Origin of the sequence: Kineosporia sp. R_H_3 (assembly GCF_002198675.1) — a bacterium.
GTDB lineage: Bacteria > Actinomycetota > Actinomycetes > Actinomycetales > Kineosporiaceae > R-H-3.
The window spans coordinates 1-21141 of sequence record NZ_MWLL01000178.1 but is presented as its reverse complement, the minus strand read 5'-3'; the positions used below and the strand labels follow the sequence as shown (position 1 = coordinate 21141).

Annotated in this window: 20 protein-coding genes; 16 read left to right on the top strand and 4 right to left on the bottom strand. The window is 73.4% G+C overall.

Going from position 1 to position 21141, the window contains the following annotated elements; genetic code table 11:
* Positions 1 to 20 precede the first annotated feature (20 nt).
* The 9 genes from ECOMGDLI_RS19505 to ECOMGDLI_RS19465 all read left to right on the top strand — a co-directional run bounded on the left by ECOMGDLI_RS19505 (position 21) and on the right by ECOMGDLI_RS19465 (position 9285).
* Complete coding sequence (locus ECOMGDLI_RS19505) at positions 21 to 1613, top strand: bifunctional 3-(3-hydroxy-phenyl)propionate/3-hydroxycinnamic acid hydroxylase (RefSeq protein WP_198955019.1); 1593 nt, start codon at positions 21 to 23, stop codon at positions 1611 to 1613.
* Between the two features lie 2 nt (positions 1614 to 1615).
* Positions 1616 to 3073, top strand: a complete 1458-nt coding sequence (locus tag ECOMGDLI_RS19500) for an ATP-binding cassette domain-containing protein (RefSeq protein WP_088318555.1) — start codon at positions 1616 to 1618, stop codon at positions 3071 to 3073.
* A 146-nt stretch (positions 3074 to 3219) separates the two neighbouring features.
* Positions 3220 to 4458, top strand: coding sequence for an ABC transporter substrate-binding protein (locus ECOMGDLI_RS19495; RefSeq protein WP_088318554.1), 1239 nt, complete (start codon positions 3220 to 3222; stop codon positions 4456 to 4458).
* A gap of 1 nt (position 4459) precedes the next feature.
* Entirely contained in the window at positions 4460 to 5350 is an 891-nt protein-coding gene (locus ECOMGDLI_RS19490; RefSeq protein ID WP_088318553.1) for a branched-chain amino acid ABC transporter permease, read from the top strand.
* On the top strand, positions 5347 to 6363 hold the full coding sequence (locus tag ECOMGDLI_RS19485) for a branched-chain amino acid ABC transporter permease (RefSeq protein ID WP_088318552.1): 1017 nt from the start codon (positions 5347 to 5349) through the stop codon (positions 6361 to 6363). The genes ECOMGDLI_RS19490 and ECOMGDLI_RS19485 overlap by 4 nt, the downstream gene beginning before the upstream one ends.
* A gap of 10 nt (positions 6364 to 6373) precedes the next feature.
* On the top strand, positions 6374 to 7042 hold the full coding sequence (locus tag ECOMGDLI_RS19480; RefSeq protein ID WP_233153542.1) for a GntR family transcriptional regulator: 669 nt from the start codon (positions 6374 to 6376) through the stop codon (positions 7040 to 7042).
* Between the two features lie 86 nt (positions 7043 to 7128).
* Positions 7129 to 7869, top strand: a complete 741-nt coding sequence (locus ECOMGDLI_RS19475; RefSeq protein WP_088318550.1) for an SDR family NAD(P)-dependent oxidoreductase — start codon at positions 7129 to 7131, stop codon at positions 7867 to 7869.
* Positions 7866 to 8285 (top strand): nuclear transport factor 2 family protein, encoded by a 420-nt coding sequence (locus ECOMGDLI_RS19470; protein ID WP_158221069.1) that lies wholly within the window; start codon positions 7866 to 7868, stop codon positions 8283 to 8285. The genes ECOMGDLI_RS19475 and ECOMGDLI_RS19470 overlap by 4 nt, the downstream gene beginning before the upstream one ends.
* A 64-nt stretch (positions 8286 to 8349) precedes the next feature.
* Complete coding sequence (locus ECOMGDLI_RS19465) at positions 8350 to 9285, top strand: 3-keto-5-aminohexanoate cleavage protein (RefSeq protein ID WP_088318548.1); 936 nt, start codon at positions 8350 to 8352, stop codon at positions 9283 to 9285.
* A 36-nt stretch (positions 9286 to 9321) separates the two neighbouring features.
* Here ECOMGDLI_RS19465 and ECOMGDLI_RS19460 read toward each other — a convergent pair whose 3' ends face one another.
* Entirely contained in the window at positions 9322 to 9786 is a 465-nt protein-coding gene (locus ECOMGDLI_RS19460) for a VOC family protein (protein ID WP_088318547.1), read from the bottom strand.
* Between the two features lie 118 nt (positions 9787 to 9904).
* Here ECOMGDLI_RS19460 and ECOMGDLI_RS19455 point away from each other — a divergent pair, with 118 nt between their 5' ends.
* Positions 9905 to 10573 carry a macro domain-containing protein gene (locus ECOMGDLI_RS19455; RefSeq protein WP_198955018.1) on the top strand — a complete coding sequence of 223 codons (669 nt, stop codon included), beginning with the start codon at positions 9905 to 9907 and terminating at the stop codon, positions 10571 to 10573.
* Positions 10574 to 10643: 70 nt separating this feature from the next.
* Positions 10644 to 11000 (top strand): hypothetical protein, encoded by a 357-nt coding sequence (locus tag ECOMGDLI_RS19450; protein WP_088318546.1) that lies wholly within the window; start codon positions 10644 to 10646, stop codon positions 10998 to 11000.
* 36 nt (positions 11001 to 11036) lie between these two features.
* Here ECOMGDLI_RS19450 and ECOMGDLI_RS19445 read toward each other — a convergent pair whose 3' ends face one another.
* Complete coding sequence (locus ECOMGDLI_RS19445) at positions 11037 to 12194, bottom strand: acyl-CoA dehydrogenase family protein (protein WP_088318545.1); 1158 nt, start codon at positions 12192 to 12194, stop codon at positions 11037 to 11039.
* A gap of 23 nt (positions 12195 to 12217) precedes the next feature.
* Positions 12218 to 13372, bottom strand: a complete 1155-nt coding sequence (locus ECOMGDLI_RS19440; RefSeq protein WP_088318544.1) for an acyl-CoA dehydrogenase family protein — start codon at positions 13370 to 13372, stop codon at positions 12218 to 12220.
* A 170-nt stretch (positions 13373 to 13542) separates the two neighbouring features.
* Here ECOMGDLI_RS19440 and ECOMGDLI_RS19435 point away from each other — a divergent pair, with 170 nt between their 5' ends.
* Positions 13543 to 14385 carry a DUF2785 domain-containing protein gene (locus ECOMGDLI_RS19435; RefSeq protein ID WP_088318543.1) on the top strand — a complete coding sequence of 281 codons (843 nt, stop codon included), beginning with the start codon at positions 13543 to 13545 and terminating at the stop codon, positions 14383 to 14385.
* Between the two features lie 12 nt (positions 14386 to 14397).
* Here ECOMGDLI_RS19435 and dinB read toward each other — a convergent pair whose 3' ends face one another.
* Positions 14398 to 15678 (bottom strand): DNA polymerase IV, encoded by a 1281-nt coding sequence (dinB, locus tag ECOMGDLI_RS19430; protein ID WP_233153541.1) that lies wholly within the window; start codon positions 15676 to 15678, stop codon positions 14398 to 14400.
* A 214-nt stretch (positions 15679 to 15892) separates the two neighbouring features.
* On the opposite strand from dinB, the gene mdo reads away from it, so the two are divergent.
* The 4 genes from mdo (at position 15893) to mftM (ending at position 21042) form a co-directional block, all read left to right on the top strand.
* Entirely contained in the window at positions 15893 to 17185 is a 1293-nt protein-coding gene (gene mdo, locus ECOMGDLI_RS19425) for an NDMA-dependent methanol dehydrogenase (protein WP_088318542.1), read from the top strand.
* 64 nt (positions 17186 to 17249) lie between these two features.
* A complete protein-coding gene (locus ECOMGDLI_RS19420) occupies positions 17250 to 18572 on the top strand; it encodes a MoxR family ATPase (protein WP_088318541.1) in 1323 nt (440 codons plus the stop codon).
* A 2-nt stretch (positions 18573 to 18574) separates the two neighbouring features.
* On the top strand, positions 18575 to 20089 hold the full coding sequence (locus ECOMGDLI_RS19415; RefSeq protein WP_088318540.1) for a VWA domain-containing protein: 1515 nt from the start codon (positions 18575 to 18577) through the stop codon (positions 20087 to 20089).
* Entirely contained in the window at positions 20086 to 21042 is a 957-nt protein-coding gene (mftM, locus tag ECOMGDLI_RS19410; RefSeq protein ID WP_088318539.1) for a mycofactocin oligosaccharide methyltransferase MftM, read from the top strand. The genes ECOMGDLI_RS19415 and mftM overlap by 4 nt, the downstream gene beginning before the upstream one ends.
* Positions 21043 to 21141: the final 99 nt, after the last annotated feature.

The following is a 21141-nucleotide window of genomic DNA, read 5'->3' as shown; positions in this document are numbered from 1 at the left end:
CCGAGGACCGGGAGCAGACCGTGACCGACACCTTCGACGTCGTCATCGTGGGCTACGGCCCCGTCGGCCAGTACCTCGCGCTGAAGCTGGGCGCGGCCGGCTACACCGTGGCCTGCGTCGAGAAGTGGCCGCAGCCCTACCCGCTGCCCCGTGCGGTCCACTACGACCACGAGATCGCCCGGCTGTTCAAGACGGTCGGCCTCGACTCCCGCACCAACCCGATCATCGAGCAGTACGACAACGTCTACCGCTGGGTCGACGCCGACAAGGAGGTCCTGCTCGACCTCGACTGGTCGGGCGTCGGGCCGTCGGGCTGGCACACGTCGAACTTCTTCTCCCAGCCCCTGCTGGAGAAGGAGCTCAACTCCTACGTCGACACCGTGCCGACCGTCTCCGTCTTCCGCGGCTGGGAGGCGCAGGAGATCGACGAGGACGCGGACGGCGTCACGGTCACCGCGCGCTCGATGCGCCCCGAGGACGCCGGGGCGCTGGCCACCAGGACGTTCCGCGGCCGCTACGTCGTCGGTGCCGACGGGGCCAACAGCTTCGTCCGGCGGTGGATGAAGGCCGAGATGCACGACCTCGGCTTCCAGTTCGACTGGCTCATCGTCGACATGGTCCCGAACGAGCCGATGACGTTCGACCCGCCGGCCTGGCAGTGGTGCAACCCCGCGGCCCCGACGACGATCGTGCCCGGCGGCCCCGGACGGCGCCGCTGGGAGTTCATGCGGCTGCCGCACGAGACGATCGAGCAGCTCAACACCGAGGAGACCGCCTGGCGGCGGATGTCCGTCTGGGGTCTCACCCCGGAGAACTCGGTGCTCGAACGGCACGCGGTCTACACGTTCCGCGCGATGTGGGCCCAGCCCGAGCAGTGGCGCAAGGGCCGGGTCCTCATCGCCGGTGACGCCGCGCACCTCACCCCGCCGTTCGCGGGCCAGGGCATGTGCGCGGGCATCCGGGACGCGCAGAACATCGCGTGGAAGCTGGACGCCGTCCTCTCCGGCCGCGCCGCCGACGACCTGCTCGACTCCTACGGGCCCGAGCGCAGCAACAACATGCAGTACTGGGTCAACTTCGCGGTCGGCCTCGGCGAGGTCATCTGCGTGCTCGACCCGGAGGCCGCCGCCGGCCGCGACGCCGCCATGAAGGCCGCGATCGAGGACCCGTCGCTCGCACCCCCGCCGCCCCCGCCGCCGACGCTCACGGCCGGAACGATCGGGACCCACCCGGTCGCCGGGCACCTGTCGCACCAGTACCGCGTGCGGCGCGACGGCGTCACGGACTACTTCGACCACGTCGTCGGCTACGGCTGGGTGATCCTCAGCACGGCCGGCTCCCCGGCGGACGCCCTGAGCGGCGAGAACCTCGCCTGGGCGCGGGAGAACGGCGCCGTCCTCGTGAGCATCGGACCCGACGAGGGCTGCGACCTCGTGGACGTCGACGGCGGCTACGCGGCCTGGCTGGCCGGGCTCGGCGCCGACACCGTCGTCGTGCGGCCGGACTTCTACGTCTACGACGCCGGTGCCCTGGCCGGTCTGGACGCCGCCGTCACCACGCTGCGGGCGACGCTGCACGCCACCTCGTCGACGTCCTCGCCGGTCGTGGCCTGACCATGGCGCTCCTGGAGGCCCGCGGCCTGACCAAGCGGTTCGGGGGCGTCACCGCCCTCGACGGGCTGGACCTCCGGATCGAGGCCGGTGACGTCGTCGGGGTCATGGGTCCCAACGGTGCGGGGAAGAGCACGCTGCTCAAGACGCTGCTCGGGGAGGTCCGCCCCGACTCCGGCGACGTCCTGCTCGACGGCCGGTCCATCCTCGGCTGGACCACCGACCGGGTGGCCCGCGCCGGGGTGGCCCTGGCCAACCAGGTGCCGCGCCCGTTCGGCCGGCTCACCGTCGAGCAGAACGTCCGCGTCGGCAGCCTCGCCCGCGGGGACCGGCTGCGCGACGTCGACGTCCTCGAGCTGTGCGGCCTGCGGGACAAGGCGGCCCGGCCGGCGGGCAGCCTCGGCCTGCTCGACCTCAAGCGTCTCGAGCTGGCCCGGGCGCTGTCCCTGCACCCGCGGGTGCTCTTCCTCGACGAGGTCGGCGCCGGCCTCGTGGAGCACGAGACGCAGGCGATGATCGACATCGTCCGCAAGGTGCACGCCGAGGGCGTCGCGCTCGTCGTCGTCGAGCACGTCGAGGCGGTCATCCGCGAGCTCGCGGACCGGGTCGTCGTCATCGACTGGGGCAAGCTCGTCGCCACGGGCACGCCGGAGGAGGTCGCCGCGGACCCCGTCGTCCGCTCGATCTACCTCGGCGCCGGCGCCGGCGCCGTGCGCACCGAGGAGCGGCACCGGGCACCGAGCGCGGAGCCGCCGCTCCTCGAGCTGGACGGCGTGAGCGCGCGGTACGGCAAGGCGGTCGCCCTGGACGGCGTGAGCCTGCGGGTCCAGGCCGGTGAGGTCGTGTCCGTGCTCGGGGCCAACGGCGCGGGGAAGACGACGATGACCCGGGTCATCACCGGGCTGCTGCCGACGAGCGCGGGCGAGGTCCGGATGTCCGGGACGGCGGTGGGCCGGCTCGCGCCGCACCAGCGGGTGCGGTTCGGGGTCGCCTGCTGCCCGGAGGGCCGGCGCATCTTCGGTGACCTCACCGTGGAGGAGAACCTCCTGCTCGGCGGGTACACGCTGCCGGGCGCCGACCGCACCGCCCGGGCCGACGAGCTCTGCGCGATGTTCCCGATCCTCGCCGAGCGCCGGACGCAGCGCGCCGGGACGATGAGCGGCGGCCAGCAGCAGCTCCTCGCGATGGCCCGGGCGCTCATGTCGCAGCCCCGGCTGCTCATCCTCGACGAGGCCTCGTTGGGGCTCTCCCCGGTCGCCGTCGAGTCCGTCTACGAGGCGATCGGCCGGGTCCGCGCGGCCGGGGTCGCGGTGCTGCTCATCGAGCAGAACGCGCACCGCAGCCTCTCGATCGCCGATCACGCCTACGTGCTCGACCGCGGCCGCGTCACCTACGAAGGCCCGGCCCACCCGCTCGACGACGCCGACCGGCTGTCCGAGGCGTACTTCGGCGCCGCCCACTAGGCCGCCGCCTGCCCGACCCGTCCCCGGACCGACCGGTCCGGGGCGCACCCCGGCACGTCCTCCGCCGGCACGTCTTGCTCCAGCACGCCCCCGTCAGCCCCTCCGTCTCCGGCGAAACCGGTTGCGGCACAACGAAAGGTCACCCGATGCAGACGAAGAAGTCCGCGTTCGCGGCCCTCGCGGCGAGCACCGCGCTGGTGCTCGCGCTCGGCGCGTGCGGTTCCGGCAGCGACAGCGGTTCCGGCGGCGGCTCGAGCGAGCCGGTCGTCCTGGGGACGACGCTGCCCCTCACCGGGCCGCTCGGGATCTTCGGCCCGCCGATCCAGGCCGGCTACGAGCAGGCCGTCGCGGCGATCAACGGTGCCGGCGGCGTCGACGTCGGCGGCACGAAGCGGCCGCTGAAGCTCGTCGTCAAGGACAGCAAGTCCGACCCGACGGTCGTCACGTCCACCGCGAAGTCGCTCATCAACGACGACAAGGCCGTGGCCCTCCTCGGTTCCGTGACACCGCCGCTGACGATCCCGTTCTCAGTCGTCGCGGACTCCGAGCAGATCCCGGCGATCTCCCCGCTCACCCCGACCCTCGCCTGGAAGGGCGCGAACGCTGGCGGCTGGAAGTACGCCTACGACGTCTTCGTCGACGAGACCGAGCAGACGCTCGTCAACTTCAAGGCCTCCGACCTCGTCGAGACGAACAAGAAGGTCGCCCTCTTCACCGACACGGAGGAGGACGGCAAGGCGATGGGCGCGTTGTGGGAGCAGCAGGCCCCGGCGGCCGGGTACACCGTCGTCTACCGCGCCGAGTTCCCGGTCGGGACGACGGACTTCAGCCAGTTCGTGCAGAAGGCCAAGGACTCCGGCGCCGAGGTGATGATCGCGCAGGTCATCCCCCCGGACGCAGCCGCGCTCTGGAAGCAGATGAAGTCCCTCGGCTACGCGCCGAAGACCGCCTGGCCCGAGAAGGGCGGCACGGTGGGCTTCCCGGACGCCGCGGGCCCGCTCGCGGAGGGCGCCACCGTCTTCGGCTGGTGGACCCCGACCAATGGCAACGTCGGCGGCCAGGCTGTCTACGACGCCAACAAGGCGAAGTTCGGTGACGGCCTCGGCACCCAGGCCGTCGTCGCGAGCTACGCGATGGTCCAGGTCATGGCGGACGCCATCACCCGGGCCGGCAGCACGGACCCGGACGCGATCAACAAGGCGCTCGGCGCCACGAACGGGCTCGACACCGTGTGGGCGAAGATCACCATCGGGCCCGACCACCGTGCCGTCGTCCCCGCGACCGCCGTCCAGTGGCAGGGCAAGAACCAGGTGACCGTCTGGCCGAAGGAGCAGGCCACGGGCACGTTCCTCGCCCCGGCCCCCGGGCTCGCGGCGCAGGGCTGACATGTCCGTCGAAGCCCTCGTGAACGGAGCCCTCCTCGGCGGGCTCTACGCCCTCGTCGCTCTCGGGCTGTCGCTGGTGTTCGGCATCATGCGCGTGGTCAACCTCGCCCACGGCATCGTCGTCCTCGCCGGTGCGTACGCCGCGATCGTCGTCACCAGGGTGGTGCAGGTCGACCCGCTGCTCACCTTCGTCGTCGTGGGGCCGGTGGTGTTCCTCGTCGCCGCGCTCACGCAGCGGCTGCTCCTGCAGCGGCTGCTCGGGCACTCGCTCGAGGCACCGCTCGTCGCGACGTTCGGTCTGCTGCTCGTCGGCCAGGGGCTGTTCACGTTCGGCTTCGGCACGGCCCCGCTGTCGCTCGACGCCCCGTGGGGCCGCAGCGGGGTCACCGTCCTCGGCCTGACCGTCCAGGCGGTCAACGTCGTGGCGTTCGCACTGGCCGTCGCCGTGGTCGTCGGGACCCAGCTGGTGCTCACCCGCACCCGCTTCGGGACGGCGCTGCGCGCGTCCGCCGCCGACCCGGCGACGGCCGGCACGCTCGGGATCGACATCCCGCTCATGCACGCCCTGACGTTCGGCGCCGCCGCCGCGATCGCGGCGCTCGCCGGAATCGTCTACGGCACCGCGTTCTCGGCCGACCCGAACGCCGGTCTGCCGTTGCTCGTCCTCGGGTTCACGGTCGTCGTCATGGGCGGCGTCGGGTCCGTGCCCGGCACGCTCGTCGGGGGCGTCCTCGTCGGGGTCGTCTCGGTGGCGGTCGGCGGGCTCCTCGGCCCGGTCTACTCGCCGATCGCGGTGAACCTCCTCCTGCTCGTCCTCCTGCTCGTCCGGCCGCGCGGGATCGCACGGCCGGCCTGGCTCGGACCGCTCCGGATCGGGAAGGCACCCGCATGAGCGTCCCCACCCGTCGCACCCTGGTCGGGCTCGCCGGCTGGGCGGCGATCCTCGTCGTCCTCGTGCTGCTGCCCGGCAGGGTCGAGCGGGGCACCCAGGAGGTGCTGCTCAACCTGCTCATCTGGGTCGGGGTGGCGCAGGCCTGGAACCTCATCGGGGGCGTCGGCGGCCAGCTCTCGCTCGGGCACTCGGTCTTCGTCGGTGCGGGCGGCTACACGGTCGCCATGCTCGTCATCAAGGGCGGTACCGGCTGGGCGGCCGGGCTCCTCGGCGGCGCCCTGCTCGCGGCGCTGGTGGCCTGGGTGCTCTCGTTCCCGCTGCTGCGCCTGTCCGGCGTGTACTTCACGATCGGGTCGTCGGCCGTGGCGCTCATGGCGCTCGCGTGGATGGTCACGTGGGAGTGGACGGGGGAGAGCCGCGGCCTCAACATCCCGCTCGAGGCGGTGCCGGACCGGGCCGTGAAGTTCCGTGTCGTCGCCGCGGTCGCCGTCCTCACGTGCGTCGCCGTCTCGCTCGTCGTCCGGTCGAGCTTCGGGCTGCGACTCATGGCGGTCCGGGACGACGAGGGCGCCGCGGCCGCGCTCGGGGTCTCGGCGGTCGGCGTGAAGCGGTGGGCGCTCGTGCTCAGCGCCTTCCTCACCGGGCTCGTCGGCGGCACGGTCGCGCTCAACCAGGTGTCCATCGAGCCGAACTCGATGTTCGGCCTCAAGTGGGTCGTCACCGCGCTCGTCATGGTCGTCATCGGCGGCATGGGGACGGTCTGGGGCCCGGTCGTCGGCGCGTTCGTCGTCTACTACCTGCTCGACCGCTCCCTCGAGGACCAGCCCGTCGTCCAGGCGCTCCTGTCCGGCGTCCTCGTCATCGCGGTGATCGTCGCCGCGCCGGGCGGTGTCGTCGGGCTCGTCGAGGCCGCCGCCGCCCGGGTCGCCGGGCGCCGGACCCGGTCGCGGGCGGCGGGCCCGACGGCTGCGAAGATCACCTCACCGGCGGGCGAGGGGGTGACGCATGGCTAACATCGACATCGTGGCGGAGCCGAAGGCCAAGACCAGGGTCCTGGAGGTGCACTCGGCGGTCCGTCGCAACATCCTCAACGGCCGGCTGCGCCCCGGCGAGAAGCTCAGCCCGTCGGTCGTCGCCCAGGAGTACGGGGTGAGCCTCAGCGTCGTCCGGGAGGCCCTGACCCGGCTGGCCGAGCAGGGGCTCGTCGTCTCCCAGCCGCAGCAGGGCTTCCAGGTGACGCCGATCACGCGCGAGGACCTCCTCGACCTCACCTCGACGAGACTCGACATCGAGACGCTCGCCCTGCGCAGGTCCGTCGAGCGCGGTGACGTCGAGTGGCGTTCAGGGCTCGTCGCCGCGCACTACGTGCTCGAGAACACGCCGCAGTTCGACGACAGCGACCCGCCCCTGTTCCGGGAGGAGTGGGCCCGGGCGCACCAGGTCTTCCACGCCCAGCTCCTCGCGGCGTGCGGCAGCGCGCGTCTGCTGGAGTTCGCCGAGTCCCTGCGCGACTCCGCCGAGCTGTACCGCCGCTGGTCGCACCCGATCGGCGGCGACACCGAGCGCGACATCGCCGGCGAGCACCGGGGCATCCTCGAGGCGGTCCAGGCCAAGGACGCCGAGCTCGCCGCGCAACGGCTCTCCGCGCACATCGCGCACACGACGAACGTCCTGCTCGACCACGCGACCTGACGCCCACCGGCGTCGCGCCCCGATCCCGCACCAGCTCGGCACCTCCCCGATCTGGCCCCTCGTCGTCCCCGCCCCCGGGAGCAGCCATGTCCACGTCCCTGTTCGTCACCGGTGCCTCGAGCGGCATCGGCGCCGCCTTCCTCGACCTGCGGCCGGACGACGTCCGCGCGCCGCACACCTTCAGCCGCAGGCCGTCCGGCGGGCACTGGACGCAGGCCGACCTCGGCGACCCGGCGCAGTGGCCCGCCGTCGTCGCCACGGTCGAGGCCGCGCTCGACGCGGAGCAGCCGGAGCACGCCATCCTCGTGCACTGCTCGGGCACCGGCGACCCGGTCGGCCGTGTCGTCGATCTCGACCCGGCCGGGTACGCGTCCGTCGTCGTGCTCAACGCCGCCTCGGGACCGGCGCTCGGGCAGGCGTTCCTGCGCGCCTGCCGGGGCCGCGGGGTCAGGGCGACCCTCGTGCTCGTCGGCTCGCCCGCCGCCGGCAAGGACGTCCCCGGGATGGCCCAGTACTGCGCCGGCAAGGACGGCGTCCAGCACTGGGGCCGGATCGTCGCCGCCGAGCTGGCCGGCTCGGGCGACCGGGTCGTCACGGTCGTGCCCTACGCCGTCCTCACCGACGTCGTCCGCAGCGTCATGACCCGGGACCCCGCCGAGGTCCCGCTCGTCACGTACTTCCGCCAGGTCGAGGCGGCCGGCGAGTTCGCCAGCCCGCACACGTGCGCCGAGCAGATGTGGTCGGCCGTGCACGACGCCGGCAACGGCGACGTCGTCCCGGTCGGGGCCGTCGTCATCGCCGAGCGCGCGGCCGCGGGCACGTCGTGAACGGGCCGGGCACGGACCACGCCTGGGTCTACGCCTCGCTCCAGGAGCACTTCGCCCGCTACTTCGACGCGTGCGACCGCTGCGACCTCGACGCGGTGATGCAGGTCCTCGACGGGGCGACCGTCGCCGCCGGCGGGCTGGAGACCGACGACCCGCAGCGGATCCGGGCCCTCTACGAGGCCCGGCAGCCGGCCCCCGCCCCCGACGGCCGGCGGACCACCAAGCACCACGCGACGAACCTTGTCCTCGAGGGACCTGGCGCCGACGGCCCGCTCCGCGCGACCGTCTACTACTTCCGGCTCGAGCCGGGCGACGCCGGTCCGGTCGTCGCGGCGAGCGGCCGCCTCGAGGAGGTCGTCGTCCGCGACGGCGACCGGTGGCGCGTCGTCCGGCACACGATCGTCAGCGACCTGTGACGCGCTGACCCCCAGCCCCTGCTCTGACCCGGCTTCTGACCGATCCCCACCCCTGGAGCGCACCGTGAAGCGAGCGAAGAAGACGATCATCTCCTGTGCCCTGACCGGCTCGGTGCACACGCCGTCCATGTCACCGGGGCTGCCCGTGACCGCCGAGGAGATGGTCGAGCAGGGCACCGCCGCGGTCGAGGCGGGCGCCGCGATCCTCCACCTGCACGCGCGGGACCCGCAGGACGGCCGGCCCTCGCCCGACCCGGAGGTCTACCGGCCCTTCGTCTCCGCGCTCGCGCACGGCACGGACGCCGTCATCAACATCACGACCGGCGGTGCGATCACGATGACGGTCGAGCAGCGGCTCGCCGCCGCCCTGGAGTTCGAGCCCGAGGTCGCCTCGCTGAACATGGGGTCGATCAACTTCAACTTCGCGGCCGCCGCGGCGCGGGACCGGGAGTGGCTCCACGAGTGGGAGAAGCCGTACGTCCTCGGCAGCCGTGGCAGCATCTTCGCCAACTCGTTCACCCAGATCGAGACGACGCTGCAGCTCCTCGGCAAGGAGCGCGGCACCCGCTTCGAGTTCGAGTGCTACGACGTCGGGCACCTCTACAACCTCGCGCACGTCGTCGACCTCGGCCTCGCCGAGCCGCCGTTCTTCGTGCAGACGATCTTCGGGATCCTCGGCGGGATCGGCGCCGACCTCGACAACCTCACGCACATGGTGTCCATCGCCGACAAGCTCTTCGGCGAGGACTACTACCTCTCGGCGTTCGGTGCCGGCCGGGCCCAGATGACGTTCGCGACGGCGTCCGCGCTCATGGGCGGCAACGTCCGGGTCGGGCTCGAGGATAACCTCTACCTCGGCCGCGGCGAGCTCGCGAAGAACAACGCCGAGCAGGTCGCGAAGGTCGCCCGGCTGCTCGGGGAGCTCGGGCACGACATCGCGACGCCCGACGAGGCGAGGGCGATGCTCGCGCTCAAGGGGCGGGACTCGGTCAAGGTGTGACCCGGCGCGCCGGGCGGCCCGCCGCGGGTCGCCCGGTCACAGCCGCAGCGGCTTGATCTCCATGGCCATGAGCGCCGGGTCGTCCCAGTCGACGCCCGGGACGTCGATGTAGAGCTCGATCTCGTTGCCGTCGGGGTCGGCGATGTAGAGGCTGTGGGTCATGCCGTGGTCGCTCGCGCCGAGCACCGTCACGTCGTTCGCCCGCAGCGTCGCGAGCGCCTCGCGCAGCTCGTCGTCCGACGTCCCGACCTTGAGCCCGAAGTGGTACATCCCGACCCGGCGGCCCGGCGGGAGCGCGGCGGCGTCCCGGCCGACCTCGATGAGCAGCAGCTCGTGGTGGGTGCGCCCGCCGGGGGCGTTGAACGCCGCGACGGGCATCGGGTTCGGCCCCAGGGTGCCGTCGAGGATGGGGCGCCAGCCGAGGACGTCGCGGTAGAAGTGCACCGACGTCGCGAGGTCGCGCACGTAGAGGACCAGGTGTCCCAGCTCCTTGACCTGCACGGGTCCTCCTCCTGTGCCGCGCCGCCGTCGGGCGACCTCCGATGCTCCGGGAGACCCTACGAAGGGCTTAGTTCAACGGTCAAGCAAATGGGTCGGCGCCTCCTGCCAGGATGTGCGGGTGCAGCCACGCGTCGCCGGCCTCCGGGTCGTGCTCTGCGCCCTCGACCCGGCACTGGCCCGTGCCTACGCGCAGGTCGCGGAGGCCGTCGGCGACTGGGTGTCGGGCGGGCAGGGGTCGATCCTCGACCTGGAGGCGGACGCCCTCGTCAGCCCGGCGAACAGCTTCGGGTTCATGGACGGCGGTCTCGACGCCCTCTACGCGGACCGGTTCGGTCCCGCGCTGCAGGACGCCGCCAGGGCCGCCGTCCTCCACCGCCACGACGGCGAGTTGCTCGTCGGGGACGCGGACCTCGTCCCCACCGCGGACCCGGCGGTGCCGTACGTCGTCCTCGCCCCCACCATGCGGGTCCCCGTGCAGCTGCCCCCGGACACCGTGAACCCCTATCTCGCGATGCGGGCCGTTCTGCGCCTGGTCGAGCGGGGCGTCGTGGCCGACGGGCCGGACGCCGGCCGCCCGGTGCGCGACGTCGTCCGCACCGTGGCCGTGCCCGGGCTCGGGACCGGGGTCGGCCGGGTGGGCGCCGCCACGTGCGCGCGGCAGGTCCGGGCCGCCCTCGAAGGCGCCTGCGGCCCGATCACCCTGCCCCGCTCCTGGGCGGACGCGTCGTTCGACCACCAGGCGCTGTACACCGACACGCCGGGCCGGATCCAGCCACGGACCCGCTGACACCGCAGATCACACGCCTGCCTGTGGACGGCGGAGAGCCGGTGTCGGTGGGACCGTCTAGCCTGACGGCGTGAGCAAGGTCGATGCGCAGCGCGCGATGAGAGAAGCCCGGTTCGCCGAGTACAGGTCGAAGCTGGCCGCCGAGCGTTCGGCGGCTGGTGGTGCACCCACGGCCACCACGGCCCGGGTCGCCGCGGCGCCGGCGGCCGAGGGCGGCGCACCGGCGGCGGAGAAGCCCAAGCGGGCGAGGTCGACCAAGCCGCGGACGGCCGCCGAGGCGGCGGCCGACGCGGCCGCGGAGGCGGCCCCCGGGGCGCCGGGCGACGAGGCCGAGCCCGCCGAGGCGCTCTGCGGTCACCGCAACATGAGCGGCAAGTCGTGCAGCCGCCCGTCCGGGCACTCGGAGAAGAACCACCGCTACGGCTGAGCGGCGGCCGCCCCGGCCCGGCGGCGCGTGAGGCGGTCAGACGGCCAGCGGGTCCACGACGTCGTACTCGCCGACGTGGTCCGCGAGCACCCGCAGGTGCGCCGTCCGGCCGCCGAGCAGCTGGTCGATCGCGGTGAGCCTGGTCGTGTAGTGCCCGACGGCGTACTCGGCGGTCATGCCGATGCCGCCGTGGAGCTGAATCGCCTCCTGGCCGATGTGCCGGCCCGCGGCGCTCGTCTGGACGACGGCCCGCGTGGCCGCCACGACCGCGGCGTCCGGGTCGCCGTCCGCGAGCACGAGCGTGGCCCACAGCGCCATGCTCCGGGCGAGCTCGAGCGAGACGTACATGTCCGCGGCGCGGAAGGTCAGCGCCTGGAAGGTCTTGAGCGGGACGCCGAACTGCTTGCGGGTCCGCAGGTACTCCGTCGTGAGGTCGAGGGCCGTCGCCATCGCACCGACCGCCTCGTGGCAGAGCGCGACCTGCGCGTGAGCCGTGACGAGCGCGACCACGTCCGAGGCGTTCGCCCCGGCGGCACCGAGCGGGGTCGCCGGCGTCGAGGCGAAGGTGACCCTGGCCGCCCGGGTGCCGTCGTACGTCGGGTAGTCGACCCGGTCGAGCCCCGCGGCGTCGGCCGCCACGACGAAGAGCCCCGTGCGGTCCGTGCCGTCGGCGTCGACCCGGGCGGAGACGACGAGCAGACCGGCCTGCGCGCCGTGGAGAACCGGCTCCTTGACGCCGTCGAGCACCCAGCCGTCGCCGTCCTGCGTCGCCGTCACGCTGCGCGGCGGGGCGCCGGCCGCGGCGCCGGGCTCGAAGTGCGCGAACGCCGCGACGGTCGTCCCGTCGACGACGCCCGGCAGCAGCTGCTCCTTCTGCGCGGCGCTCCCCGCGGCGGCGACCAGCCCGCCGGCGAGGACGACCGCCTCGGCGAACGGCTCGGGCGCGAGGACCCTCCCGAGCTGCTCGGCGACCAGCGCCACCTCGACCGGGCCGGCGCCCATGCCGCCGTCCTCCTCGGTGAACGGGAGGCCGAGCACGCCCATCTCCGCGAGCCGGCCCCACATCCCCTCGTCCCAGCCCGGTGCCTTGGCGGTCGAGGCGCGGCGGCCGTCGATCGTCGCGTAGGTGCTCGCCAGCAGGCGGCGGACCGCGTCGCGCAGGGCCGTCTGCTCGTCGTCCAGCTCGAAGTCCATGGTCGTCAGCCCTTCTGAGCCGGTCAGAGCCCGAGGATGGTGCCGGCGATGATCTGCCGCTGCACCTCGTTGGAGCCGCCGTAGATGGAGGCCTTGCGGTAGTTGAGGTAGCGCGGCGTGGCGACCCGGGCCCACTGCGGCACCGCCGAGTCGTCGTCCGCGCCCGAGGCGACGCCGCCGGGGCCGGCGAGGTCGACGAGCAGCTCGGTGACGGCCTGCTGGAGCTGGGTGCCGCGCAGCTTGAGCACGGAGGACGCCGGGTGCGGCTTGCCGTCGGCAGAGTTCGCGACGACGCGCAGCGCCGTGAGCTCGAGCGCGAGCAGCTCGGTCTCGAGCTCGGCGAACCGGGCGGCGACGAACGGGTCGTCGAGGCGGTCCTTCGCGAGCTGCTTGGCCCGGGCGAGCACGCTCTTCGTCGAGCCGACCGGCGCGACGCCGACCCGCTCGTTGCCGAGGAGGAACTTCGCGTAGGTCCAGCCCTTGTTCTCCTCGCCGACGAGGTTGCCGACCGGGACGCGCACGTCCTCGAAGAAGACCTCGTTGACCTCCTGGCCGCCGTCGATGAGCTTGATCGGCCGCACCGTGAGCCCGGGCGACGTCATGTCGATGAGCAGGAACGAGATGCCCATCTGCTTCTTCGGGGCGTCCGGGTCGGTGCGGACGAGGGTGAAGATCCAGTCGCCGTACTGGCCGAGGGTCGTCCACGTCTTCTGGCCGTTCACCACGTAGTGGTCGCCGTCCCGGACGGCCGCCGTCCGCAGCGAGGCGAGGTCGGAGCCGGCGTCCGGCTCGGAGAAGCCCTGCGACCACCAGATGTCGATGTTGGCCGTCGCCGGGAGGAACCGCTCCTTCTGCTCCTGGCTGCCGAACGTCGCGATGACCGGGCCGACCATCGACGTGTTGAACGCCAGCGGCGCCGGCACGTTCGCGAGCTGCATCTCCTCGTGCCAGATGTGCCGTTGGAGCGAGGTCCAGCCGCGGCCGCCCCACTCGGTCGGCCAGGCGGGGACGGCGAGCCCGGCGGCGTTGAGGATCCGCTGCGTCTCGACGATGTCGTCCTTGCTCAGCTCACGGCGCTCCGCGACGACGGACCGGATCCGTTCGGGGACCTGCGTCGTGAAGAAGGCGCGCATCTCCTCGCGGAACGCCGCGTCGGCCTCGGACAGGCGCAGTCTCATCGTCGAGCTCCCTCGCCGGTGGGGGATCCGGCGTGCGTCACCGGTTACTGAAGAGTAGCCAACGGCCCCGCGGGTGGCGAGCCGTGCTCGGAGGTCGCGCCCGGCCAGCCGTGACGCGGATTCCGCCGAGCCGGTTGCCTCGACGCCTCCCGGCGGGCAAGGTCGATGCCGTGATCGTCGACTGGGGGCAGGTCATCGACGCGGGGTGCCGCGTCCCACCAGGTGTCCCGCTCGAGGACCTCCTCGCCGACCTCGAGGAGATGCTCACGAGCCCCGTCCTCGCGGTGAGGGACGGCACGGCCTACCCGGTCCTCGCCACCTGGGTCGAGCGCGGTGTGCTCGACACGGAGCTGGAGGAGCTGGGGAACCGGCTGGCGGCACGGCTGGGCGACCCGCGACCGCAGGCGCGGTCCTTCGCGGTGCTGGCCCTCGCCGAGGTGGTGGGGCGGGTGGCGGTCACCGCGGGGCCGCTCGTCCCGACGGGGGTCGTCCGTGCGTGGCTCACGGCGACGATCGCCTGGTACACCTCCGAGGGCGACCTGCGCGCCTGGGACGACGACAGCGGCTGGTTGCACGCGCCCGCGCACGGGGCGGACGCGCTCGGGATCTTCGCGTTGTCGCCGCGGCTGACGGCGGCGGACGTCGGGCGGATCGCGCAGGCGCTGCTCGACCGCCTGCTGGATCCGGCCACGCCGCTGTTCGCGGACGGTGAGGACGCCCGGATCGCCCAGGCCCTGTACGGCCTGTGCTGCCGTGACGACGTCGACCGGGACGCGGTCGACGGCTGGTTCGCGCTCGTCGAGGCCCGGGTCACCGCCGGTGCCCGCGGGTCCGTCCGCACGCCCGCCTGGCTGTCGAACACGGTGCGCGCGTTGCAGATGCTCTACGTCCTCGTCGACAGCCGGGCGGCGGTCACCCTCGTCGGGACGCCGGTCCTGTGCAGCTCCGCGGACGCCGTCCGGGCGGCGGTCCTGCGCTCGCTCGCGCCGTGGTGGCCGCCGCTGCGCCCGTGAGGGTCGACCGCCCTAGAGGTCGTGCTCGGCGAGCTCGCGGAACTCGTCGGGGACGCCCGCCCCGCGGGCGAGCTCGACCGGGGCGTAGCCGACGGCGTGCTGGCCGAACTTCTCGCGGACGGCGTCCACGGTGCGGTCGACGACCCAGCGCGCCGAGCCGGTCGGCGACCCGGGCCGGTGCGGGTCCTCCGGCCGGAAGGGCAGCTCGAGCTGGACGACGCCCTGGTGCTCGAGGTTGGAGACGGAGATCCCGAGCAGGGTGATCTCCGGCGTGGGGCCGGTCTCGTCACCGATCGCCTGCCAGGCGAGCCGCTCGGCGACCTCGGTGAGCGAGAGCGTCGAGGAGATCGCGGCGCCGAGCGTCGTCGAGCGCGTGACCGCGCGCATGCCGGTGTAGCGGACCCGGACGGTGATCGTGCGACCGGCGCGCTCCTTGGCCCGCAGCCGGGTCGCGACCCGGTCGGCGAGGTGGGTGAGGACCCGGCGGACGAGCTCGGCCTCGGGCGTCCGGCGGCCGAGGGCGGACTGGGCGCCGACCGAGCGGGCCCGGGCCGAGGTGACGATCCGGCGCGGGTCCTCGTTGTGGGCCAGGGCGCTCAGCTTGGCGCCGACGGCGTCGCCGAGCAGCCGCTCCAGGGCGGACGACGGCGTCGCGGCGAGGTCGCCGATCGTCCGGATGCCGCGCTCGGCGAGCCGCTGCTGCGCGACCGGCCCGACGCCCCACATGAGCGCGACCGGCAGGGGTGCGAGGAACTCGCGCTCGTCGTCCGGCTCGACGACGACGAGCCCGTCCGGCTTGGCGACCTGGGAGGCGACCTTCGCGAGGTGCTTCGTCCGCGCGGCACCGACCGAGATCGGCAGGCCGACCTCGGTGCGGACCCGGTGCCGCAGCGCCTGCGCGATCGCCGTCGGCGGGCCGAAGAGGTGCGTCGCCCCCGAGACGTCGAGGAACGCCTCGTCGATGGAGATCCGCTCGACGGCGGGGGTGAAGTCGTGCAGCACCGTCATGACGTCGTCCGCGAGGCGCTGGTACTCGCGGAAGTGGCCGCCGACGAACCGGATCGCCGGGCAGAGCCGACGGGCCCGCCACCCGGGCATGCCGCCGTGCACGCCGAACGCCTTCGCCTCGTAGGACGCCGCGAGGACGACCCCGCCGTCGGCGCTGCCGCCCACGGCGATCGGCCGGCCGCGCAGGGCCGGGTCGAGCAGCTGCTCGACGGAGGCGTAGAAGGCGTCGAGGTCGGCGTGCAGGATCGTCGGCCCGGCTCTCGGCTGCTTCTGCGTCACGCGCACGCCGCGAGTCTATTCGAACACCAGTTCGAACACCAGGCCTCTCGGGTCCGCTCGCACTGACCGGGTCGCCCGTGGGGCCTGCCCGTTCGGGCAGGTCGGTCCGGGCCCTTGGACGGGTCCGGGTCGAGTGTTCGCCGTCACATCTTCTGCCGCCGTCCGTGACCGGCTTACGGTCCAGGCCACCCCAGCGAACCCCAGCAGGAGGAGGCCGACCATGCAGGTCGAAGAGCTGCTCAAGCCGTTCCCCATCAAGGAGTTCCACCCGTTCCCCCGGGCGATGCTCGGCCCCGGCGCGCACGAGCTCATCGGGCCGGAGGCGCTCAAGCTGGGCTTCCGGCGGACGCTCATCATGACGAGCGGCCTGCGCGGCACCGACATCGTCCACAAGATCTCGGAGTCGATGAAGTACCACGGGCTCGAGGTCGTCATCTACGACAAGGTCGAGTCGAACCCCAAGGACTACAACGTCATGGACGCCGTGGCGCTGTACCAGGAGAACAAGTGCGACTCGTTCGTGTCGATCGGCGGCGGCTCGTCGCACGACGCGTGCAAGGGCGCGCGGATCTCCGTCGCGCACGACGGCCGCAACGTCAACGAGTTCGAGGGCTTCAACAAGAGCGAGAACCCGAAGAACCCGCCGCACATCGCGGTCTCGACGACGGCCGGCACCGGCTCGGAGACGTCGTGGGCGTACGTCATCACCGACACGACGACCGACCCCGACAACCCGCACAAGTACGTCGCCTTCGACGACGCCTCGGTCGCGACGCTCGCCATCGACGACCCGGTGCTCTACTACGACTGCCCGATCGACTACACGGCGCAATGCGGCTTCGACGTCCTCGCGCACGCCAGCGAGCCGTACGTCTCGCGGCTGAACTTCCAGCCGTCGCTCGGCAACGCGCTGCACGCGATCAAGCTCACCGCCGAGAACCTGCGGGCCGCGGTGTGGAACGGCCAGGACCTCGCCGGCCGCGAGGGGATGATGTACGCCCAGTACATCGCCGCCCAGGCGTTCAACTCCGGCGGCCTCGGGATCATCCACTCGATCTCGCACGCGGTGAGCGCGTTCTACGACACCCACCACGGGCTCAACAACGCCATCGCGCTGCCCCGGGTGTGGGCGTTCAACATGCCGGTCGCCTACAAGCGCTTCGCCGAGATCGCCCGGGCGATGGGCATCGACACCCACGGCATGACCGACGTCCAGGCCGCCGAGGCCGCGCTCGCGGCGGCGATCCGGCTGCTGCGCGACGTGGGCATCCCGGAGCGCTTCGTCGACGTGACCCAGAGCTCGTACTCGAAGAACCGGCTCGGCGTCGGCCCGACGAAGTTCTACGAGAACGCCTCGGTCATCACCGGTGACGAGAAGGACGTGGACCGGATCACCCACCACGTCCTCGGGGACGCCTGCACCCCGGGCAACGCCAAGGAGTGCACGTTCGAGACGGTCCGACCCGTCGTCGAGCACTGCATGACCGGCGACCTCGACGACCTCCTGTCCTGACCCGCACGGTCCCGCCCCCGCTCCCGCACGGGCGGGGGCGGGCCCGCGAATCCTGAGGAGTGCCATGGCTTCCGAGGTCCACCGCCACGCCACCGGGCACGACGGGCCCGCCGCCCGGGCCGCCGGTGACCAGTCCTTCGGCGCCGGCGAGTTCGCCGACGTCGAGGACGTCGTCAGCCGGTTCGCGGAGGCCGGGTACCTCGCGGACCGGCGGCTCGCGACGACGGTGTTCCTGCAGTCCCGGCTCGGTCGGCCGGTGCTCCTCGAGGGGCCGGCCGGCGTCGGCAAGACCCAGCTCGCGGCGACGCTCGCCGCGGTGACGGGACGGCGGCTGCTGCGGCTGCAGTGCTACGAGGGCCAGGACGAGACCAAGGCCCTCTACGAGTGGGACTACGGCAAGCAGCTGCTCTACACCCAGCTCCTGCGGGACAAGATCTCCGAGGTCGTCGCGGACACGACGACGATCGGCGAGGCGGTCGAGCGGATCGGTGAGCAGGACAGCGCGTTCTTCTCCGAGACCTTCCTCGCGGCCCGCCCGCTGCTCGAGGCGGTGCGCTCGCCCGAGCCCGTCGTCCTGCTCGTCGACGAGATCGACCGGGCGGACGAGGCGCTCGAGGCCGTGCTCCTCGAGCTGCTCGCGGAGTTCCAGGTCTCGGTGCCCGAGCTCGGCACCTTCCGCGCCGTCCACCAGCCCTACGTGATCCTCACGTCGAACACGACGCGGGACCTGTCCGCCGCGCTCAAGCGGCGCTGCCTGCACCTGTACCTGGACTACCCGAGCCCGGAGCGCGAGCTGGAGATCGTGCGCTCCAAGGACACCGGGCTGCCGGACGCGCTCGCCCGCCGGCTCGTGGACGTCGTCCGCTCGCTGCGCGGGCTCGACCTGCGCAAGGCGCCGAGCGTCTCCGAGACCGTCGACTGGGCGCGCACCCTCGCCGTCCTCGGCGTCGAGGAGCTCACCGCGGCGGTTCTGTCGGACACGGCGAACGTCGTCCTCAAGTACCAGCGGGACCTGCAGCGGGCGCTCGACACCCTGCCCGCGTTCAGCGACCCGAACGCGGTCGTGCCGTCGTCCCTCGACGCGCACGACCACGGCCACTCGCACGGCCACGGGCACTCGCACGGCCCGGGGGAGCCGCACCACGACCACGGCCCGGGCACCCACTCGCACCCGGCGGACGGCGACGTCGACGGTCGCGCGGTGCGTGCCGCGAAGGACCTGCCCGGCCGGCACGACGAGGCGTACTACGGCAGCCCGACCGCCGGGGAGCAACCGGCGGTACGGCGGACCGTCGGGCCCGGCCAGGGCGGCCGGTCGTTCGCGGCGGCGCTGGGCCGCAAGGGCTCCGGGACGCCGTCCGGCAAGCCGCCGGGCAAGGGCCGCTGACGATGGAGGGCGCCGTCCACCGGTTCGTCCGGCTCCTGCGGCTCGTGGGGGTGCGGATCTCCGTCTCGGAGACCCTCGACGCGGTGCGGGTCGCGGCCGTCCCCGGCGTGCTCGCGGACCGCGACGTCCTGCGCGACGCCCTCGCCGTGACCCTCGTCAAGGACCGCCGCGACCAACCCGCGTTCGACCGGGTCTTCGACGCGTTCTTCCGGCTGCGACCGGTGCTGCCGCCCGCGCCGGAGGGGCACGGCCACACCCACGACGACCTCGACGACGGCGGCGAGACCGAGGCGATGACCCTCTCCGAGGAGCCGTCGAGGACGCCGCAGCAGGGGCACTCGCACGGCAAGCCCGCCGACATCCGCGACTACTTCGACGAGCAGGACCTCGCCGAGCAGTACAACCTCCACCAGGAGGCCAACAAGATCGACCTCGCCGCGCTCACCGACGAGATCGTCCTGTCGACGGATCGGACGAGCGTGCTCGGCGAGGCGGCCCGGGTCGAGCTGACCGTGTCGCGGCTGCACGGCGCCGGTGCGCCCGGCGACCTCGTGCGCTCGGACCGGCCGGCGCTCGACGTCATGCTCTCCGTCGCGCAGGAGCTCGCGCTGCTCGACTGGCTCGCGGGCGAGGTCGGGTCGGACGGCGACCTCGACGCCGAGGAGCTGGCCCGGCTGCGGCGCCGGATCGGCGGGCTGCTCGACGGCCTGCCGGAGCGGCTCAAGGACCACCTCGAGAAGCTCCTCGCCCTCGACCGCGAGGTCGAGTCGCAGGGCCTGACGCCGGCGCCGGTGCACGACCCGTTCGACGAGGAGCAGCGCGCCGACCTCGAGGAGTCGCTGCGCCGCCTCGTCCGGACGATGCACGGTGCGCCGCGTGCCCGGCGCCGGGTCAGTGCCGCGGGCCGGGTCGACGGCAGCCGGACGATGCGGCAGAGCATGCGCTACGACGGGATCCCGTTCCGGCCGGTCACGGTGTCGCGCCCGCACGACCGGCCGCGGCTCGTCGTCCTCGTCGACGTCTCGCTCTCGGTGCGGGCGACGTCCCGGTTCACGCTGCACGTCGTCCACGGCCTGAGCAGCCTCGTGTCGCAGGTGCGGTCGTGGGCGTTCGTCGCGGACGCCGTCGAGACGACCGACCTGTTCGCGGAGCGGCACCCCGAGGACGCGCTGGGCCTCGTCGTCGCCGGGCTGCCGGCCGGTGGCGTGCTCGACGTCGACGCGGACTCCGACTACGGCAGCGTCTTCGGTGCTTTCGTCGAGGAGAACGGCACGGCGCTCACCCGGCGGACGACGCTCGTCGTCCTCGGGGACGGCCGCGGCAACGGGCACGACCCGAACGTGGCGGCGTTCGAGGAGATGACCCGTCGGGTGCGGGAGACGGTATGGCTCACGCCGGAGCCGTCGTACTCGTGGCGGCTGGGCCGCTGCGACCTGCCGCTCTACGCCGAGCACTGCTCGCGGGTGCAGGTCGTGCGGGACCTGTCCGGCCTCGACCGCCTGGCGCCGGGCGCATGAGCGCGCTGCCTGCCGGTGAGCCGATGTCCTTCGACCCGTTCCGCCCCGCGCCCGACGGCCGGTACGTCGACGAGGCGGTCGTCGTCGTGCGGCGCCGGCCGATGGCCCTCGTCGGCCCGGAGCGCTGGGTCGGCCGGACGACGCACTTCGGCATCGGGCGGCTCGGCGGGCGGCTGCTCGTCGTCCACGGGCTCGGGACGACGTCGGTGTCGGCCGACGTCTCCGCGCTCGTCGCCGACGAGCTCTTCGCACCGGGCTGGGTCGTCGGCGCGGACGCCTTCGAGAGCATCGTCACGGGCGTCGTCCTCACGTGCCACGAGGACCCGGGCACGGCGTGGGAGGCGTTCTACCGCAACACGTTGCACCGCCTCGGCGAGCTGACGGACGGCACGGGGACCGCTGCCCGCACGGCCGCCGCCGGCACCCTCGCGGAGTTCGCGCCGATCTACGTGCGGGCCGAGGCGCTCGTCGCGCAGGCCGGTGCGCGCAGTCTGCTCGACCTCGGGTCGTGCTTCGGCTTCCTCCCGCTGCGGGTCGCGGACGGCCGGGCCGGTGCGGTCCGGGACGTGCTCGCGTGCGACGTCGCGCCCGGCACCGCCCGGTTGCTCGACGTCATGTCCCGCCGGTTGGGGACGCCGGTGCGCACCCTCGCGAGCGACGCGGCCCGGGTGCCGCTGCCGGACCGGTCCGTCGACGTCGTCACGGTGCTGCACCTGCTCGAGCACGTCGACGCCGCCCACGGGGAGCGCATCCTCGCGGAGGCGACCCGGCTCGCCCGGCGCTGCGTCGTCGTCGCCGTGCCGATCGAGGACGAGGCGGACCCGACCTTCGGGCACGTCCGGACGATCGGCCTCGACGACCTCCGCCGCGCCGGGGAGTCGTTGCGCGCCGACGGGTGGGTGGCCCAGGTCGACGAGCACCACGGCGGCTGGCTCGTCCTCGACCGCCTGTGACGCCGTCCCCCCACCCCGCTCATGCTCGCGGTGCGTACCGTTCTCGGGTCGTTGACGGCTCGAAACCGGTACCCAGCGCGAGCATGAGCGGGGTGGGGG